The sequence below is a fragment of the Devosia rhizoryzae genome (assembly GCF_016698665.1).
Classification (GTDB): Bacteria; Pseudomonadota; Alphaproteobacteria; order Rhizobiales; family Devosiaceae; genus Devosia; species Devosia rhizoryzae.
In genome coordinates this window covers 718,391-737,053 of the sequence record NZ_CP068046.1, presented here as the reverse complement: position 1 = coordinate 737,053, position 18,663 = coordinate 718,391, and the positions used below count along the sequence as shown (strand labels likewise).

Here is an 18,663-nt window from a genome sequence, read left to right as displayed (position 1 = left end):
CCTAGCTAACCATTACCACATGGCTGACCAACCGTCCGTCAGCGACATGGTGCAGCATCAACCCTGGCGGATCGGTGATATCGCTTTCCTTGCCATCGAGCCTGAGCTTGTTGGCGCGGGTCACCGATGATCCCATCGTTGCCTGCCGGCGGGCAAATTGCGTAAACAGTGGCCGGTGCACGTGCCCACAGGTCAGGCCCAGCACCACGTCGCCTGCGGCTTCAATAACCGCGGCGAGCTCGACGCCGCCAAAGCAGATGTTGCGGTCCTTATTGTCGATGCCGGTCAAGAACGGATGCTGGTGCTGGAAGATCAGCGTCGGCGTCTGGTCAGCCGCCAGTTCCGCCGCCAACCAGTCGAGCCGTGGCGCAGCATCGCCGTGATGGGCATCCTCTACCGTCACATCGAGGCCAATAACCCGGAATCCATCGAACCTGCCAACAACGCTAAGCGGCCGATCCGTGGTCCAGCCGTAAAGCTCGCCGAAACCGGCCCGCATGTGCCGGTGATCATCGACATTTCCCGGTACAACGAAGAATGGGCAGCCGACGCTGTCAAGCCGTTGCCGGACCGCCGCATAGCTCTTTTCGAATTGTGCTTCGGCCAGATCGCCGCTGACGACCAAGGCGTCTGGCCGAAGAGGACGTAACCAGCTCAGCACCCGGTCCAAACGGTCTAGCCTGTTGCTCGAACCATCGGCATGGATATCGCTGAGCTGGGCAATGATCATAGCTGCTGTGGGCGCACCAAGGCCACCACCGAACGGGGCGGCACGATTGCCGTGCCTTCGCTGATCGGCACTTCGAGCGTATCATCTGACTGGACGCCCACGACCCACTCGCCTTCTGGGAGATGGGCCGTGACTGGCTCGATCATGCGGTTGAACCAGACAAGAACTTCATCGTCCTTGTAGCGCAGCCACATGCCAAGCACTGAGGCGCCAGCATCGTTCCAGTCGCCTTCGTTCATCTCGCGATTGTCCGGGTGCAGCCAGACGATGTCGCGCACGCCGTTCCGTTCCTGACCGGAGAGGAAATGGTCATGCGTGATCGCCGGATGCTCCCGGCGGAAGGCGTTCACAGCCGAAACGAAATTGACCAGCGTGCCGTCGGCACCTTCCCAGTCGACCCAGGTGATCTCGTTGTCCTGCGCATAGGCATTATTGTTGCCCTGCTGGGTGCGATACATTTCGTCGCCCTGCTGGATCAGCGGGGTACCGCGCGAGAGGAACAGGGTTGCCAGGAGCGCGCGAACATCCCGCTTGCGGGCCGCGAGGATGTTCTCGTCCTCTGTCTCGCCTTCGGCGCCACAATTCCAGGACTGGTTGTTGTTGTGCCCGTCCTTGTTGTTCTCGCCATTGGCGTCGTTGTGCTTGTCATTGTAGCTGACGAGGTCACGCAGGGTGAATCCATCATGCACGGCCAGCATGTTGACGCCATGGCTCGGCTTGCGGCCGGCGAAATCGAAGAGTTCGGCAGAGCCCGCAATCTTGCCGGCAAGAGCGCCGATCTTGGACGGCTCGCCCTTCCAGAAAGCGCGAATTTCGTCGCGGTAGGTGTCGTTGTGTTCCTGGAACTCCTGGCCGAACTTGCCGACGGCATAACCGCCCGGACCCGGATCCCAGGGCTCGGCCACAAGGATGACCTTGCTGAGGACCGGGTCCGCCTTGATCTTCTTGAGCATTTCGGCTTCCGGATTGAAGCCCGGATCACGGCCAAGAATAGTTGCCAAGTCAAAACGGAAGCCGGCAACGCCGAGCTCCTCGACGTAGTAGCGCAGGCTGTCGATCACCAGCCGCTGCACGGCGGGGTGGTCACACCGCAGCGTGTTGCCGGTGCCTGTATCGTTGACCAGATACTTCTTACCGTCGACCTCGACGAAACGGTAATAGGTCTGGGGATCAAGCCCCATCATCGAGAGGATCGGCCCCTGCTGGTCGCCTTCGCCGGTATGGTTATAAACGACGTCCAGGATCACCGAGATGCCCGCCTTGCGATAGGCATCGGTCATCACCCGCAACTCCTGCGGCCCACGCGGCACAAGCCGGGGATCGACAGCGAAATAGGCGATGGGGTTATAGCCCCAGGCATTTGTGAGGCCGAGCGCGGGCAGATGGCCCTCGTCGATCCAGGCGGCCGTGGGCATCAACTGCACCGTGTCGACGCCCAGGTGTTTGAAGTGGTCGATAACGCGGCGTGTTGTGAGCGCCGCAACGGTTCCGCGCAGCGGACCCTGAACGCTGGGATGGCGCATGGTGAAACCGCGCACATTGAGCTCGTAGAATAGACCTGGCGCCTTCTTGCGGCGCGGACGCGCCTTGTTGTCGGTCTCCCCGCGCACGATCGCCTTAGGGATCAGTGGCGCGGTATCGACGGCCTCTTCGCGACCCAGCCGCAGGCGCGGCGACCGCACGAAGACGCGGTCGAGATGCCGGGCATAGGGATCAACAAGGAGCTTGTTGGGATCAAAGAAAAAGCCCTGGTCCGGATCATAGGGGCCCTCAGCACGCAAGCCGTAGCGTGCACCGGGAAAGACATTGGCGATGAAACCGGCACGAGTATTGTCCTGGTGGACATCGAGTTCATACCGGCCGATTTCCTGGTCCTGCTCGTCGAACAGGCAAACCCAGATATTGGTCGCAGTTTCAGAATAAACAGCAAAATTGACCCCATCCGGGGTGACCGTCGCGCCAAGCGCTTCGGTTCGCCCGGCATGGGGCACGAGTTCTGGTTGCATCGCTAAAAGGCCGATCTAGGTAATGACGCTGGGTTCGACCCGTCCGGTTCTGGCCTTGATCCCGGCCAATTGCTCGACGATCCCGATAAGCGGCTCGAGCGCAAGTTGGGTGTCGAGGTCGTGGCGTCCATCGGCGGCTTCGTACCGTTCGAGATAGACTCGCAACGTGGCGCCTACCGTGCCGGTTCCTGAAAGCCGCAGGACAATTCGCGAACCATCCGCAAAGCCGATGCGAACGCCCTGCTTGGCGCTGGTCGAGCCATCCACCGGGTCGTGGTAGGTGAAGTCATCGGCATAGGCGACCTGCATGTCCTCGCCCAGCGTCTGGCCCCGGAGCGACGGCAGTTTGGCGCGCAGATCATCCATCAGCGTGTTGGCAATGGCGCTGTCGACCTCTTCATAGTCGTGACGCGTATAATAGTTGCGGCCATAGGTGCGCCAATGCTCGCGCACGATCTCGTCGACGCCCTGCTTGCGCACGGCAAGAATATTGAGCCAGAGCAGCACAGCCCAAAGCCCGTCCTTTTCCCGCACATGGTCCGATCCCGTACCGGCGCTTTCCTCGCCGCAGATAGTGACACGGCCGGCATCCAGCAAATTGCCGAAAAACTTCCAGCCGGTAGGCGTCTCATGCATCTCGATGCCGAGCTTTTCCGCAACGCGATCGGCGGCAGCGCTGGTGGGCATGGAACGGGCGATGCCGGCAATGCCGTTCTTGTAGCCAGGCGCCAGATGGGCGTTCGCCGCAAGCAGCGCCAGGGAGTCCGAAGGCGTGACGAAACGGTTCTTGCCGATGATGAGATTGCGATCGCCATCACCGTCCGAAGCTGCGCCGAAGTCTGGACCGTCAGGGGTCATCAGCAGGTCGTACATGTCCTTGCAATAAACAAGGTTCGGATCGGGATGCCCATTGTCAAAGGTGGGCGATGGCGTGCCATTGACGACAGTTCCCTTGGGCGCGCCCAGCATGTCTTCGAGAATGGCGTGGGCGTAAGGCCCGGTCACCGCCGACATTGCGTCAAAGGTCATCCGGAAGCCGCCGGCGAACAGGGCACGAATGGCATCGAAGTCAAAGAGCGTCTGCATCAGCGCCGCATAGTCTTCGACCGGATCGATCACCTCGACCACCATATCGCCAACCTGCTGGGTGCCAGTGGTGTTGAGGTCGATGTCCGCGGTGTCCAGGGTCTTGAAACTGTCGATCACCTTGGTGCGGGCATAAACCGCGTCGGTGATCTTTTCCGGCGCCGGTCCACCATTGCCGATATTGTACTTTATGCCGAAATCGCCATCGGGCCCGCCCGGATTGTGACTGGCCGAGAGTACAAGGCCCCCGAACGCCTTGTAGTGGCGGATCACATGGCTGGCAGCTGGCGTGGAGAGAATGCCCCCTTGCCCGACCAGCACCTTGTCAAAGCCGTTGGCTGCCGCAATGCGGATGGCTTTCTGGATGGCGACGTCATTAAAGAAACGCCCGTCGCCGCCGATCACCAATGTCTGGCCGGCAAAACCTTCGAGGCTGTCGAAGATGGCCTGGATGTAGTTCTCGACATAATTGGGCTGCTGATAAACCGTCACGCGCTTGCGCAGGCCCGATGTGCCCGGCTTCTGGTCGGAAAACGGCGTGGTCTTAATCGTTTGCGTCGTCATTGAGGCTCATTCCGGTCAGCGAGGCATAGAGTTGCGCATAGCGGGCGGCGCTGGTTTCCCAGCTCACATCCGACTTCATTCCGCGCCTCTGCATTTTCTTCCAGGATCGTTCGTCGGCATAAAGCTCGAAGGTGCGTCGCAGTGCATCACCCAGCGCCGGCCCAGTAGGCGGCGCGAACTGAACGCCGGTAGCGACTTCCGCCTGCATGGCGGCAACGTTGGCGTCAATCACCGTGTCATTGAGCCCGCCGACACGGCTCACCAGCGGAATGCAGCCATAGCGAAGCGCATAAAGTTGGGTCAGCCCGCACGGCTCGAAGCGCGAAGGAACGATGATGACATCGGCCCCACCCTGCAGCAGATGGCTGAGCTTTTCATTGTAGCCGGTAACCAGGCCCACCTTCCCCGGATGCCTCTGCGTAGCACTGCGAATGGCGTTTTCCAGATGCGCCTCACCAGAGCCGAGCACGGCCAGCTGACCGCCTAGGGAGACGAGGTAGTCGATATTGTCAGCGAGAAGGTCGATGCCCTTCTGCCCGGTCAGGCGGCTGATCACGGTGAACAGCGGCACGTTGAGCGGCTCGAGGCCAAACTGCTCCTGGATAGCGCGCTTGTTGACCAGCCGGTTCTGGATCGTGCTGGCCGTATAGTTCTGCACAAGGGCCGGGTCGGTTGCAGGGTTCCAGGCATTCATGTCGATGCCGTTGAGCACGCCAAAGACTGTCGAAGCACGGTTATTGAGCAGTCCGTCGAGCCCCGAACCAAAATCCGGTGTGCGGATTTCGGCGGCATAGGTGGGAGATACGGTAGTCACCGCGTCGGCGCATTCGATGCCCGATTTGAGATAGCCAACGCCGCCATAATATTCGACGCCATAGACGGAAAAAGCATGCGGCGGCAGGCGGAGCTGCCAGAAAATGTCGACGCCAAACGTGCCCTGAAAAGCCATGTTGTGGACGGTCATGACGGTTTTGAGCGTCGATGACGGTCCAAATTTGACATAAGCTGGCACAAGGCCTGCTTGCCAATCATGGGCATGGATCAGGTGGGGGCGGTAGCCGTCCACAAGCCCGAGGCCGAGCTCGGAAGCCACCCAGCTCAAGGCGGCAAACCGCTTCCAGTTGTCCGGCCAGTCCCAGCCTTCCGGACCCATATAGGGATTGCCCGGCCGGTCAAACAACGCTGGCGCATCGAGTACGATCAAGTCGAGCCCCGCCACGCGGCCGGCGATCAGCCGTCCGGTGACGCCGAAGAGATCGGAGAACTGCGCAACTTCACGTCGTTCTTCGATCCTGCTGAGGACCGCCGGATAGCCTGGCACCAACGTGCGCATCGCTACGCCAGTCGCAGCCAAGGCGCCGGGCAGCGCGCCGGCAACATCTGCCAGCCCGCCCGTCTTGATCAGCGGATAGATCTCGGAGGTGACCGACAGGACTTCGATCATCGATCGGCCAGATACCGGTTGACCATGGCCTGGGTGACCAGGGTCACGCCCTCTTCGGTGCGGCGGAACCACTTGGCGTCGAACTCGGGATCTTCGCCAATTACCAATCCTTCCGGAATGGAAACGCCGCGATCGATCACCGCCTTGCGCACGCGCGCATTGCGGCCGATGTCACAATAGGGCAGCACCACAGCCTCATCGAGCACCGAATAGGAGTGGACACGTGATCCAGTCGACAGGAGCGTGCGCTGCAGGTGACCGCCCGAAATGATGCAATCGCCCGAGACCAGCGAATTTACCGCCGAACCGCGGCGCCCGTCATAGTCATGCACGAACTTGGCCGGCGGAGTGATCTCCGCATAAGTCCAGATCGGCCAGTCCTTGTCGTAGAGGTCGAGCTGCGGTGTAATGTCGGTCAGATCGATATTGGCCTTCCAATAGGCGTCGACCGTTCCGACGTCGCGCCAATAGGACACCGTTTCGTTGCTCGAGCGGACGCAGGAGCGGGTAAAGCGGTGCGCCCAGGCCGTGCCGTTCTTGACGAGATAGGGAATGATGTCCTTGCCGAAGTCGCGGTTGGACCCCTCGGTGGCCGCGTCGCGGCGCAGCTGTTCCATCAGGAACTTGGTGTCGAAGACATAGATGCCCATTGAGGCCAGCGCCATGTCGGGATTGCCGGGAATGGACGGCGGGTCCTTGGGCTTTTCGACGAAATCGATGACGCGGTCACGTCCATCGACATGCATGACACCGAAGCCGACGGCTTCCATGCGCGGCACTTCGAGGCAGCCGATCGTGACATCGGCGCCGGTGTCCACATGCTGGCGCAGCATGATTTCATAGTCCATCTTGTAGATGTGGTCGCCCGCAAGAATAACGATATAGCGGGCGCCCGAATCCTCGATGATGTCCATGTTCTGGTAGACGGCGTCGGCAGTGCCGGCATACCACATATCCTCGCGCACGCGCTGCGATGCCGGGAGGACGTCGAAGCTCTCGTTACGCTCGGGACGAAGGAAGTTCCAGCCGCGCGACATGTGGCGGATCAGCGAATGCGCCTGGTATTGCGTCGCCACCGAAATGCGGCGGATGCCGGAATTAATGGCATTGGACAGCGCGAAATCGATGATGCGCGCCTTGCCGCCGAAGTAGACAGCCGGCTTGGCGCGACGATCGGTCAGCTCCATGAGGCGCGTGCCGCGTCCACCGGCAAGCACATAGGCCATGGCTTCACGAGCCAGAGGCGACGGAACACGGTAATCAGCCATTCTAAAGCCCTCCTAGAATGCCCGGATTGCTCCGGGTCGTATCAGTTGCGCCGCCCTTGGACGGCTCGAATTTAAGGAACAAAGTGGCAAGCGGCGGCAAGAAGAGCTCCGCTTCGGCGGGCCAATGCTTGCCCTCGACCTCGTAAGCCTCGATGACGCCCTGGTTGCCCGTATTGCCACCGGCATACCAACCGGCGTCGGTATTGAGCCGTTCCACCCATTGTCCAGCCAGGGGCATGGGCACTTTATAGCCGCTGCGTGGCACTGGCGTGAAATTGGTGATGACCAGCACCGGATCAGCCCCCGGCGCCTTGCGCAGCCAGGCGAGTACGGAATTGGCATGATCGTTGCCGATCACCCATTCAAAGCCCTCCGGCTCGCAATCGCGTTCATGCAGGGCCGGCAGGCTCCGATAGGCGGCGTTAAGATCGGCGACGAGCCGTCGCATCCCCTCATGGGCAGGCGCGTCGAGAAGCCACCAGTCGAGCGAGCGAGCCTCGGACCATTCTTCGCGCTGCGCGAATTCCTGGCCCATGAACAAGAGCTTCTTGCCCGGGTGGCCCCACATATACCCGAGATATGCTCGCAGATTAGCGAACTTCTGCCAGTCGTCGCCCGGCATCTTGGTCAGCAGCGCGCCCTTGCCATGCACCACTTCATCATGGCTGAGCGGCAGAACGAAGTTCTCGCTGAACGCATAGACCATGCCAAAGGTCATGTCGTTGTGGTGATAGCGCCGATGAATGGTCTCGCGGCTCATGTAGCGCAGCGTGTCGTTCATAAACCCCATGTTCCACTTGAACCCGAACCCCAGTCCACCGGCATAAACGGGGGAACTGACGCCCGGCCAGGAGGTGGATTCCTCGGCGATCATGAAGGCGCCAGGAAAGTTGCGATAAACCTCGGAATTGACCCGCTGGAGGAAGGCGACAGCTTCAAGGTTCTGGTTGCCGCCATGCTTGTTGGGCACCCATTCGCCCGGCTGGCGGGAGTAGTCGAGGTAGAGCATCGAGGCCACGGCGTCGACGCGCAGTCCATCGATATGGAAGACTTCTAGCCAGTACATGGCGTTATTGGTGAGGAAGGACGACACTTCCTTGCGGCCGAAATTGTAGATCGCCGTGTTCCAGTCCGGGTGGAATCCTTGGCGCGGATCGGCATGCTCGTAAAGCGCGGTCCCGTCGAAATTGGCAAGGCCGAAATCGTCGGTTGGGAAGTGTGCCGGCACCCAATCGAGGATGACGCCAAGCCCTGCTTCATGCGCTGCGTTTACCAGCCGGGCAAAACCCGCCGGATCGCCAAACCGTGCTGTCGGCGCAAACAGTCCCGTGGGCTGATAACCCCAGCTCGGATCGAACGGGTGTTCCGAGACCGGCATGAATTCAAGGTGGGTATAGCCCATGTCAGCAGCATAGGGCACCAACTGCTCGGCGAGCTGGTCATAGCTCATGAAGCCGCCATCGGCGCGACGGCGCCAGGAGCCCAAGTGCACCTCGTAGATGGACATCGGCGTGCGGCGCCAATCCTTCTTGGCGCGCTCTTCCATATACTTCTGGTCCGTCCAGGTGAACGGCGTCGGATCAGGCACGACCGAAGCGTTGCGCGGACGCAGCTCAGCCTGCCGGGCATATGGATCGGCCTTGAGCGGCAGCACCTGCCCGTTCGGCCCCACGATTTCATACTTATAGATCGTGCCGGTACCGAGCACGGGAATGAACACTTCCCAGATACCCATGCGATTGCGCATCGGATGGCGGCGGCCGTCCCATTCGTTGAACGACCCGACGACTGATACGCGCAGCGCGTTTGGCGCCCAGACAGCAAAATGGGTGCCGTGGATACCCTCGAATTCCATCTCGTGGGCGCCCAGCTTGTCGAAAAGCCGAAGGTGGCTGCCCTCGCCGATATAATAGTCGTCCATCGGACCCAGCACGGGTCCGAAGGTATAGGGATCGAACACGTCCCATTCGCCGCCGGCATTTTTGGCGTGGTAGCGGATCGGCTGGCGATCCTTGATCTCGACCTTGGCCTCGAAGAACCCCGCCGGATGGCGCGGTATCAGGTGGCCCAGCGCTTCGCCATCGAGAGTAAAGGCATGCAGCGTTTCGGCATGGGGCACAAAGGCGCGGAGCACCTGAGCTTCACCCACTTCATGCAGGCCCAAAAAGGCGAAAGCATTGCTGTGGCGCCCCGCCACGATGGCTTCGATTTCGCGGCCATCCGCCTGCCAGGTTTCCTTGCTTACGCTCAAGCCGACACTCCCCCAGACCGGACCAAGACGGGTACCGGCAAAAACTTACAATGCGCGGGGACTGATCTTGTTCGCTAATTTCCCCGCGCCTTGAAGATATTTATCAAGTCGTCGGCACGCCCCAGATGTCCTTGGCATATTGCCTGATCGTCCGGTCCGACGAGAAAAAGCCGACGTTGGCCGTGTTGCGGATCGCCATGGCATTCCAGCGCGCCCGGTCCTGCCAGAGCTTGTCTACCTTGGCCTGCGCCGCAGCATAGGCATCGAAGTCGCGCGCAACCATGAACCAGTCGTGGTCGTAAAGCCCGCCGATCAAGTCGCGATAGCGATTAGGATCGTCTGGCGAGAACACGCCCGAGGCAATGGAGTCGAGTGCTTCGCGCAAGCGCGGCGAGGTGTCGATCGCCGATCGCGGCACTTCCGAGCGGCGGCGCTTTTCTTCCACTTCTTCCGTCGTAAGACCGAAGATGACGATATTTTCGTCGCCAACCTCGGTGTGCATTTCCACATTGGCGCCGTCCATCGTGCCGATGGTGACACCTCCATTGGCCATGAACTTCATGTTGCCGGTGCCCGAAGCCTCCATGCCGGCCGTCGATATCTGCTCGGAAAGGTCGGCCGCCGGAACGATGACTTCGGCAAGGCTGACATTGTAGTTGGGCAGGAACACCACCTTTAAGAGCCCGCGCACCGCCGGGTCATTGTTGACCACGCGCGCCACGTCGTTGATCAGCTTGATGATCAGCTTGGCGTTCCAATAGCTCGGCGCCGCCTTGCCTGCGAAAATCTTGACCCGTGGCACCCATTCACGCTCCGGATGCGCCCGGATTTCGTCGTAAAGCGTCACCGCGTGGATGATATTGAGCAGTTGCCGCTTGTATTCGTGGATGCGCTTGATCTGCACGTCGAACAGCGCGTCCGGCGACACATTGAGGTTCATCCGGTCCTTGATCAGCTTGGCGAGCCGCTGCTTGTTGGCAAGCTTGATCTCGGCAAATTGCTTTTGGAAGCCCGGATCTTCCGCATGTGGCGCGAGCAGCTTGAGCTTGTCGATGTCGTCAAGAAACTCCGGCCCGATGCGCTCCGTGACGAGCTTTGTCAGCGCAGGATTGCACTGCATCAGCCATCGACGCGGGGTGATGCCGTTGGTCTTGTTGTTGATGCGATCCGGATAAAGCTTGTGGAGGTCCGCAAAAACCGTCTGCTTCATCAGCTCGGTATGCAGCGCCGATACGCCATTGATCGAGTGCGATCCGACAAAGGCCAACTGGCCCATGCGCACGCGCCGCCCGCCATGCTCGTCGATCAGCGACACGGCAGCCGCCTGCTGGTCGGTAAAGCCAGCCTTGCTGCGCGCCTCCGCCAGGATGTCGGCATTGATTTGGTAGATGATCTGCATATGCCGCGGCAGCAGCCGCTCCAGCAGCGCGACCGGCCAGCTCTCGAGCGCTTCGGGCAGCAGCGTATGATTGGTATAGCCGAAGGTCGCTTTGCTGAGCTTCCAGGCCTCGGCCCATTTGAGTCCATTGTCGTCGACGAGAATGCGCATCAGCTCGCAGATCGAGATCGCCGGATGCGTATCGTTAAGTTGGATCGCGACTTTGTCGGGCAAGGATCCGAGATCGCCATATTGCTGGAGATGCCGGCGGACGATGTCCTGAAGCGAGGCCGAGGAGAAGAAGAATTCCTGGCGCAGGCGCAGCTCCTGCCCTGCCGCGGTCGAGTCTGCAGGATAAAGCACGCGCGTGATCGCCTCGGCCTTGGCGCTTTCTTCCAGAGCGCCGATATGGTCGCCGGAATTGAACTTGTCGAGCAGGATGGGGTCGATCGGCTGCGCGCTCCAAAGGCGCAGCGTGTTCACGCGCGCGCCGCGCCAGCCAACGATCGGCGTGTCATAGGCGACCGCAAGCAGATGTTCGTTGGGCCGCCACTCCTGCCGCACTTCCCCGTCAGGATCGGTGACCGGCTCGACATGCCCGCCAAAGCCCACTTCATAGGCGCTTTCGCGGCGCTCGAACTCCCAGGGATTGCCGTGAGCGAGCCAGTCTTCCGGCAGCTCGACCTGCCAGCCCTCGCTCATTTCCTGCCGGAAAAGGCCATGAGCATAGCGGATGCCATAACCATAGGCCGGGATCTTTACCGACGACATCGATTCGAGGAAGCACGCTGCCAGCCGACCGAGGCCACCATTGCCCAACGCCGCGTCAGGTTCGAGATTGATCAGGTCGCCCAGATCGACATCGAGGTTCTTGAGCGCCTGATTGAGCGGCTCCATCAGCCCGACATTGCTGATGGCGTCGCGCATCAGCCGGCCGATGAGGAACTCAAGGCTGAGGTAATAGACGCGCTTGTTGGAGGTGCGCCACGTTTCACGCGAGCTCTCCATCCACCTGTCCATGACCCGGTCACGCACGGCAAGGATCGTGGCCTTGAGCCAATCATGCGGGCGGGCAACGATGGGGTCCTTACCGACCGAATAGATCAGCCGTTCAAGGATCTCAGCCTGCAACGCTTCAACGGTTGTGGAACGCGGTTCCGGCGTGGGGGCATCGTAGACGATCGGCTTTTGCGGCATGTCGCAACCCAAAATTCATAAGCGATGTTCCCCTCAGAACGGGGGCACTGTGGCACGCAAACGTGACAGGGAAAAGCCCCCCGCTCAGTCCACCTTCTCTGCAGTCACGACCACAGCGTCCTGCTCTTCCGTGACCCGGACGCCGCCTTCGCGCGCCTGTTCGCGGGCATTGCTGAGCAGCAACTGTCCAAGTTGGCGCCAGTCTTCGCCATTGAGCTGCATCTCGAAGCGCTGCCGGTCGCGGTCACGCACGCCGTCGATGACGCCCTCGATCTGCTGCTCGTCGGCACCCAGCATGCGGATCGCTTCCCCGCCGAAGGTGATGGCAGAATCGAAAAGCTCGCGATGCTGATACTCGACCCCGGCACGGATCAGCTCGATGGCATGACCACGGTCGAAGGCGCGGGCCATGACGCGAGCGAGCGGAAACTCGTCGCGCAACAGTTCGGCGATGCGCGTGGTCTGCACCTTGTCATTCGTGCAGACGAGGATCAGGTCCGCGGAGCCGGCCCCTGCGGCATGGAGGATATCGAGCCGCGTGCCGTCGCCGTAATAGACCTTGAAGCCGATCTGGGCGGCAGCGCGGATCATCGATGTGTCGTTGTCGATGATCGACACCGAATGGCGCAGCGCCAGAAGCGGCTGGCTGGCAATCTGTCCGAAGCGGCCGAAGCCAATGATAAGGACGCGCCCGGAAAGGCCATCGGCCTTCTCCACGCCCTCGAAGGACTGCACTTCCTTGGGCATGAACATGCGCATGGGGATGATCGCAAATGGCGTCAGCACCATGGAGATGATCACCGTGGCGGTGAAGATCGCATTGGTCGGCGCGTCGATCAGCCCCGCCGAGGCAGCGGTAGTGTAGAGCACGAAAGCAAATTCGCCGCCCTGCCCCATCAACACCGCCCGCTCCAGCGCCTCGCCATGGCTGGAGCGCAAAAGCCGGGCGATGATGTAGATCGCGCCCGCTTTGACCAGCATGTAGCAGACGACGCTAAGGGCGATGATCTGCCAGCTCGCAGCCACCACGGCAAGATCGAGCGACATGCCCACGGCGAGGAAGAAGAGACCCAGCAGCAGACCGCGGAAAGGCTCTACGTCCGCCTCGAGCTGATGCTTGAAGGTCGAGGTCGAGAGCAGCACGCCTGCGAGAAACGCCCCCATGGCCATGGAGAGCCCGCTCGCCTGGAACAGGAGCGCCGCGCCCAGCACGACCAGCAACGCCGCTGCCGTCATCACTTCCCGCACCTTGGCCTGCGCGAGAAGCGCGAAGAACGGATTCATGATCCGGCGCCCGACAAAGATCAGCGCCAGGATGGCGCCGATCGCAGCTGCGACGGCGATGATCCGCGTCCATGCATCCACCTCACCCGTCGATGGCGCGAGCAGCGCCACTACCGCCAAGAGCGGCACGATGGCGAGGTCTTCGAGCAAGAGGATCGACACCATGCGCTGCCCGCCCGGGGTTGTCAGCTCACCGCGCTCGCCCAGTATCTGCATGACGATGGCGGTAGAGGTCAGCACGAAGCCCATGCCGAAGACGAAGGCTACGGCGGGTGCGAACCCCAGCAGGATACCAACCCCAGTCAGGAGCGCGCCGCAGACCGCGACCTGGATCACCCCCAGCCCGAAGATTTGTTTCCGCAATGCCCAGAGCTTGCTGGGCTCCATTTCGAGCCCGATGATAAACAGGAACAGCACGACACCGAGTTCTGCCGCAGCAAGGATCGCCGCCGGATCGCGGATCAGCCCGATGCCTGATGGCCCGAGGATCAAGCCCGCCGCCAGATAGCCTAGGACCGACCCAAGTCCGAATCGCTTGAACAGCGGCACGGCAATGACGCCGGCCGCCAGAAGCGCCACGATCGGCACGAGATCCACGCCATGATGCGCGGCTTCTGCCGCATGGGAAACTACTTCGCCCGCCATCGAAACCCCAAATACGCTTTGGCGCGACACTGGTGCGGCAAGGCGCTGGCGTCAAGCAAGGGGCTCGACTGGCTTCTATGTGTCAGCCAGCCGGGTCGACGCCATCCGGTGCCGTCCCGGCGGGCGGGCTCAAGCGCTCCTCCTTTCGCTTCTGGCCCTTGTCCGGCTCAGCCTCTTCTTCCAGTCGCTGCTCGCGGACGGCCTGCGCAGCATTGGCCAGAAGCTCGTCCCGGTCGCTCATCTGCCGCGTCCGGTAGACGGGACGTTTCGGCTTTACCGGCTTGCCGGGCAGCACATGGGCAATCACCGACTGCGCGATCAGCAGCATCGGCACGGCTACAAGGCCGCCCACCGGTCCCCACGCCCAGATCCAGAATGTAATCGAGAGGAAAATGACGAACGGATTGAGGGTCAGCGTCTTGCCGATGAACTGCGGCGTAAAAATCTGCCCTTCGACGAAGTTGATGCTGGCGTAGCAGATGACCGGCAGGAGAATACGAAACAGCTCCGTTTCGGTGCCGAGTCCCACCATCAGCAGCACGGTGATCATCACCGCCTGCCCCACATAAGGGATGTAGTTCAGCACCGCCGCCATCGCGCCCCACAGAAGCGGCGACGGCATGCCGATCGCCCACATGGCCAGCGTCACCGCCGTGCCGACGCACAGATTGATCATGGTCACCGAAAGCAGGAAGCGGCTGACCTTGTGCTCGACCTCGCGAAAAATATGAGCGGTACGCCAGCGCATCCGGCGCGTCACGCACATGGAAAGGATCGACACCCGGATGTGGTCGCGCGTGGCCACGAAGAAGTAGAGGCTGGCGAGAAAGATCGCAACCTGCGCGAGGATCGCCGGCGCCAGCATCGCCATGCCAGTCATGGCGCTCCCATCCTCGACCGTCACCGACACTGCCGAATCCGAGCCCAGCACCGAGCTGAACTGTTCCTGGAAGCTCGACAGGGATTCGAGCGGCTCCTTGAGGTTGGCGATCTGCTGCTGCAGCTTCTCCCAGATCACCGGAGCCCGAGCGATCCAATCGCTGAGCGGCACGGCGAAAATCACGGCGAAGCCGGCGATGACGCTCAACAGCAGCAGCACGACTACGCCTGCCGAAAGCGCCGGCGGCACCCCCCAGCCCTCAAGCCGATCGGCAACCGGGCCGAACATCAACCCGACAACGACGGCCAGCATGACCGGCGCCAGAAACACCTGACCGGCCTGCAGCGAAACCAGAAGGACCACAAAGCCGATACCGATCAGGGCAAGCCGTGCGGCATTGCCGAGAATTCGCTCAAATTGGCTTTGCGACATGTCGGCAGAAACGGCCTTTGGTACAGGCATGGGCATAGTGGTCACCGACGCAGTTACTTGCGCCGAAAACGTCTCCCACCCCCAAGTGTTCCTCCCTTACAACCTGTCGACCCAGCCGTCAGGCTTGGGTAAGCTTGGCCCGAATCCTCAAGCTTTCGGAAAGCTCCATGTCGCGCAAAATCATCATCGACACTGATCCTGGTCAGGACGATGCCGTCGCCATTCTTCTCGCCCTTGCCTCGCCTGAAGAGATCGAAGTGCTCGGCATCGTGGCAGTCGCCGGCAATGTCGGCCTTGCCCAAAATGCCATCAATGCGCGCAAGGTAGTCGAGCTATCCGGCCGCACCGACATCCCCGTCTATGCCGGCTGCGCCCGCCCCATGCGCCGCACCCTGGTGACCGCCGAACACGTCCACGGCGACACTGGTCTCAACGGCCCCGACCTCCCCGATCCGCAGGTCCCGCTGCAAGCCCAGCACGGCGTCGATTACATCATCGACACACTGATGAATGCCGAGCCGAAGACCGTGACCCTCTGCACGCTCGGACCGCTGACCAACATCGCCATGGCACTAATCAAACAGCCCGAGATTGCCGACCGCATCCAGGAAATCGTCATGATGGGCGGGGCGTATTTCGAGGTCGGCAACATCACGCCGGCCGCCGAATTCAACATCTATGTCGATCCCGAGGCCGCAAATGTGGTCATGCGCTGCGGTGGGCCGATCACCATCCAGCCACTCGACGTCACCCACATGATCCAGTCGACCCCTGCCCGCCTCGACGCTATCAAGGCCCTCGGCAACCGCAGCGGCCAGGCGGTCTACGACATGCTGACCTTCTCGGAAGGCTTCGACCTCAAGAAATACGGTTGGACCGGCGCCCCGCTGCACGACCCCACCGTCATCGCCTACCTGCTCCAGCCTGAGCTCTTCGAAGGCCGCCACTGCAATGTCGAAATCGAAACGGCAAGCGAGCTCACGGTCGGCATGACCGTGGTCGATTACTGGCACGTCACCGAGCGCCCCCGCAACGCCACCTACATGCGCAGCGGCGACGCGGACGGCTTCTACAAGCTGCTGACCGAACGGCTGGCGCGTCTGCCCTAGGTCAACCGCACCTCCCGCTCCATCCCTATGGCCCCGAGGAACGCCCGGTCGTGACTGACCACCAGGAGCGCGCCGTCGAATGCCCGTAAACCCGCCTCGACCACCTCGATCGCTCCGATATCGAGGTGGTTGGTGGGTTCGTCCAGCACCAGGAGCATGGGTGGCCGCACGCCACCCAGCACACAAGCCAGTCCCGCCCGCAACATCTCCCCGCCGCTCAGCGTGCCCACCACCTGCAGCGCCGCATCGTTGCGAAACATGAAGGCCGCCAGCACCGCCCGGCAGTCGTTGACCGAGCTTTCGGGATTGAGCCGGCGAAAGTTGTCGACAATCGACTGGCGGCGATCGAGCAGCGCCACCTGCTGATCGAGCAAAGCCATCGTCCCGCCGATCTGCACCGAGCCGGAACTCGGCACCAGCGACCCCGTCAGCAACCGCAACAGGGTGGTCTTCCCCGACCCGTTCGGCCCAGTGATGGCCACCCGCTTGGGCCCGACAAGGTCGAGCGAGAAGTCGCGGATCACCGGACGCTCCGGATGATGACCGCCACTAACTCCCTGCGCCCGCAACACGACCTTTCCGGCATGAACGCCGCTCGATGCCAGCTTGACCGCAAACGGCGTCAGCACTTCGATCCTCGCCCGTGCTTCCCGCGCCTGCACCTCGGCCGCATCCGCCTGCTTTTCGGAGAGCCGATGAAGGCCCGCAGACGTCTCTTCCGCGCGCCGCTTCATGCCGCCCAGCAAGATTTTGGGCATGTCGCCTTTTGCCGCCTTGCGCCGGCCGCCCGCATCGCGCTTGTCCTGCCGCTCGCGCGCCTCCTGCGCCGCCCGTGCAGCATCGCGCTGCTGGCGCTGGGCAATATCGAGGTCGTGCTGCGCAGCCGAAAGCTCCAGCGCCTTGCGCTCGCGATAAAAGCTCCAGTTGCCGCCATAGCTCGTCGCGCCAAGCCCGGTCAGTTCAACAATGGCATCCATGGTTTCGAGCAGGGCCCGATCATGGCTGATAACGATCGCTGCCCCGCGCCAGCCGGCGAGCAACTCAGTGACGGCTGCCCGTCCATCATCGTCGAGATTGTTGGTCGGCTCATCGAGAAGGATCAGGTCCGGCGCATCGAACACCAGGGCCGCCAGCGCCACCCGCGTCCGCTGCCCGCCGGAAAGGTTCGACAGCAGCGTGTCGCCGCCGACCGGCCAACCGAGTTCCGCCAGCGCCGCTTCGAACCGCGCTTGGAGCGTCCAGTCCGCATCGGCCAGTTCCTCGGCAGTCGCAGTGCCATTCGTCGCGCGTTCCTGCAACGCCAGCCCCTCGCGCACCCCAAACCGGTCGGCGACCGTCTCGCCCTCGCCCGGCCGGACTTCCTGGCGCAACACACCCATGCGGCCGGTAACGCTTACCGTTCCCGCCGCGGGCGCAAGTTCACCGGCGATCAGGCGGAACAGCGTGGTCTTGCCGACGCCATTGCGCCCGACGAGCCCGGTTCGGCCGGGACCAAAACTAAGATCGAGATTGGAAAAAAGCGTCTGGCCGTCAGGGCCGACGTAGGAAAGACGCGAAATCGTGACGGAAGCAGGCATGGAGATCCCCATTGGCAAAGCAGGTCGGCATTGCGTTAGGGGTCATTTCCATCGAGGACCGTCCGGTCGAGTTGCGATGGGACTGAAGATAATGGGCTGAGCGCCCGCGTCAACCTCGTGCTGGAAAATCACGCGACGCTTGGCTAGTGTCCGCTGCCGCTGGAGCCGCCAAATGGACCTTTTCACCCTCGTTACCTTTACCGTCGCCTATTCCATCGCGGTGATCGTGCCAGGTCCGGGCGTCGCAGCCGTAGTGGCACGGGCGCTGGGTGGCGGCTTTCGCGGGGCTGTGCCGATGATCCTGGGCATCCTTGCCGGTGACCTCGTCTACTTCATGTTCGCCATCTTCGGCCTCGCCGCAGTTGCGGCCGTCTTTGGACCTGTTTTCATCATCGTCCGCTTCGCAGGCGCCGCTTACCTCCTCTACGTCGCCTACAAATTCTGGACCGCACGCCCGGGCTCGGAGCAGATGAAGCCGAAAAAGGAAGGCGCTTGGCGCACCTTCCTCGCCGGCTTTTCGCTGACGCTGGGCAATCCCAAGACCATCGTCTTCTTTCTCGCCATCCTGCCCACCGTCGTGCCGCTCAACCAGATGAGCCCGATCGCTTTTGCCGAACTGACGGCCATCGTCATCGTCATGCTGCTGATCATCTGCTCGACCTATGCCTGGCTCGCTTCGGCCGCCCGCGAAATGTTCAAGAGCGATCGCGCCATCAGCCGCCTCAACAAAACCGCCGGCGCCATGATGGCCACGGCAGCGGGTCTCGTCGTCTTCCAGCACTAGGCCGGGCGTCTGGCCGCGGATTTCCACA

General features: G+C 61.9%; 12 protein-coding genes. 2 read left to right on the top strand and 10 right to left on the bottom strand.

The features are described 5' to 3' along the window. Position 1 precedes the first annotated feature (1 nt). The 9 genes from JI748_RS03700 to JI748_RS03660 form a co-directional block, all read right to left on the bottom strand. The gene (locus JI748_RS03700) at positions 2 to 730 is read right to left on the bottom strand and encodes a metallophosphoesterase (RefSeq protein ID WP_201635182.1); all 729 of its coding nucleotides are present in this window, start codon (positions 728 to 730) and stop codon (positions 2 to 4) included. Then, on the bottom strand, positions 727 to 2,736 hold the full coding sequence (gene glgX, locus JI748_RS03695) for a glycogen debranching protein GlgX (protein WP_201635180.1): 2,010 nt from the start codon (positions 2,734 to 2,736) through the stop codon (positions 727 to 729). The genes JI748_RS03700 and glgX overlap by 4 nt, the downstream gene beginning before the upstream one ends. A gap of 15 nt (positions 2,737 to 2,751) precedes the next feature. Further along, on the bottom strand, positions 2,752 to 4,386 hold the full coding sequence (locus tag JI748_RS03690) for an alpha-D-glucose phosphate-specific phosphoglucomutase (protein WP_201635178.1): 1,635 nt from the start codon (positions 4,384 to 4,386) through the stop codon (positions 2,752 to 2,754). Further along, positions 4,367 to 5,827 (bottom strand): glycogen synthase GlgA, encoded by a 1,461-nt coding sequence (glgA, locus tag JI748_RS03685; protein WP_201637018.1) that lies wholly within the window; start codon positions 5,825 to 5,827, stop codon positions 4,367 to 4,369. Before glgA ends, JI748_RS03690 begins: the two co-directional genes overlap by 20 nt. Beyond that, the gene (gene glgC, locus JI748_RS03680; protein WP_201635176.1) at positions 5,827 to 7,098 is read right to left on the bottom strand and encodes a glucose-1-phosphate adenylyltransferase; all 1,272 of its coding nucleotides are present in this window, start codon (positions 7,096 to 7,098) and stop codon (positions 5,827 to 5,829) included. The genes glgA and glgC overlap by 1 nt, the downstream gene beginning before the upstream one ends. A gap of 1 nt (position 7,099) precedes the next feature. Then, entirely contained in the window at positions 7,100 to 9,349 is a 2,250-nt protein-coding gene (glgB, locus tag JI748_RS03675; RefSeq protein ID WP_201635174.1) for a 1,4-alpha-glucan branching protein GlgB, read from the bottom strand. Positions 9,350 to 9,452: 103 nt separating this feature from the next. Beyond that, positions 9,453 to 11,924, bottom strand: coding sequence for a glycogen/starch/alpha-glucan phosphorylase (locus JI748_RS03670; RefSeq protein WP_201635172.1), 2,472 nt, complete (start codon positions 11,922 to 11,924; stop codon positions 9,453 to 9,455). An 84-nt stretch (positions 11,925 to 12,008) separates the two neighbouring features. Then, positions 12,009 to 13,853 (bottom strand): monovalent cation:proton antiporter-2 (CPA2) family protein, encoded by a 1,845-nt coding sequence (locus tag JI748_RS03665; RefSeq protein ID WP_201635170.1) that lies wholly within the window; start codon positions 13,851 to 13,853, stop codon positions 12,009 to 12,011. 82 nt (positions 13,854 to 13,935) lie between these two features. Beyond that, positions 13,936 to 15,201 (bottom strand): AI-2E family transporter, encoded by a 1,266-nt coding sequence (locus JI748_RS03660; protein WP_201635168.1) that lies wholly within the window; start codon positions 15,199 to 15,201, stop codon positions 13,936 to 13,938. 131 nt (positions 15,202 to 15,332) lie between these two features. Between JI748_RS03660 and JI748_RS03655 the strand changes: the two genes are divergently transcribed. Next, positions 15,333 to 16,274 (top strand): nucleoside hydrolase, encoded by a 942-nt coding sequence (locus JI748_RS03655; RefSeq protein ID WP_201635166.1) that lies wholly within the window; start codon positions 15,333 to 15,335, stop codon positions 16,272 to 16,274. On the opposite strand, the gene JI748_RS03650 is transcribed toward JI748_RS03655, so the two are convergent. Continuing rightward, a complete protein-coding gene (locus tag JI748_RS03650) occupies positions 16,271 to 17,851 on the bottom strand; it encodes an ABC-F family ATP-binding cassette domain-containing protein (RefSeq protein WP_201635164.1) in 1,581 nt (526 codons plus the stop codon). The genes JI748_RS03655 and JI748_RS03650 overlap by 4 nt on opposite strands. A 172-nt stretch (positions 17,852 to 18,023) precedes the next feature. Between JI748_RS03650 and JI748_RS03645 the strand changes: the two genes are divergently transcribed. Continuing rightward, a complete protein-coding gene (locus JI748_RS03645; RefSeq protein ID WP_201635162.1) occupies positions 18,024 to 18,635 on the top strand; it encodes a LysE family translocator in 612 nt (203 codons plus the stop codon). Positions 18,636 to 18,663: the final 28 nt, after the last annotated feature.

What these genes read in the sequence shown, in the direction of transcription:
- JI748_RS03700 (WP_201635182.1), bottom strand. Translation starts at nt 730, where the DNA reads ATGATCATTGCCCAGCTCAGCGATATCCATGCCGATGGTTCGAGCAAC.
- glgX (WP_201635180.1), bottom strand. Translation starts at nt 2,736, where the DNA reads ATGCAACCAGAACTCGTGCCCCATGCCGGGCGAACCGAAGCGCTTGGC.
- JI748_RS03690 (WP_201635178.1), bottom strand. Translation starts at nt 4,386, where the DNA reads ATGACGACGCAAACGATTAAGACCACGCCGTTTTCCGACCAGAAGCCG.
- glgC (WP_201635176.1), bottom strand. Translation starts at nt 7,098, where the DNA reads ATGGCTGATTACCGTGTTCCGTCGCCTCTGGCTCGTGAAGCCATGGCC.
- JI748_RS03670 (WP_201635172.1), bottom strand. Translation starts at nt 11,924, where the DNA reads ATGCCGCAAAAGCCGATCGTCTACGATGCCCCCACGCCGGAACCGCGT.
- JI748_RS03665 (WP_201635170.1), bottom strand. Translation starts at nt 13,853, where the DNA reads ATGGCGGGCGAAGTAGTTTCCCATGCGGCAGAAGCCGCGCATCATGGC.
- JI748_RS03660 (WP_201635168.1), bottom strand. Translation starts at nt 15,201, where the DNA reads ATGCCCATGCCTGTACCAAAGGCCGTTTCTGCCGACATGTCGCAAAGC.
- JI748_RS03655 (WP_201635166.1), top strand. Translation starts at nt 15,333, where the DNA reads ATGTCGCGCAAAATCATCATCGACACTGATCCTGGTCAGGACGATGCC.
- JI748_RS03650 (WP_201635164.1), bottom strand. Translation starts at nt 17,851, where the DNA reads ATGCCTGCTTCCGTCACGATTTCGCGTCTTTCCTACGTCGGCCCTGAC.
- JI748_RS03645 (WP_201635162.1), top strand. Translation starts at nt 18,024, where the DNA reads ATGGACCTTTTCACCCTCGTTACCTTTACCGTCGCCTATTCCATCGCG.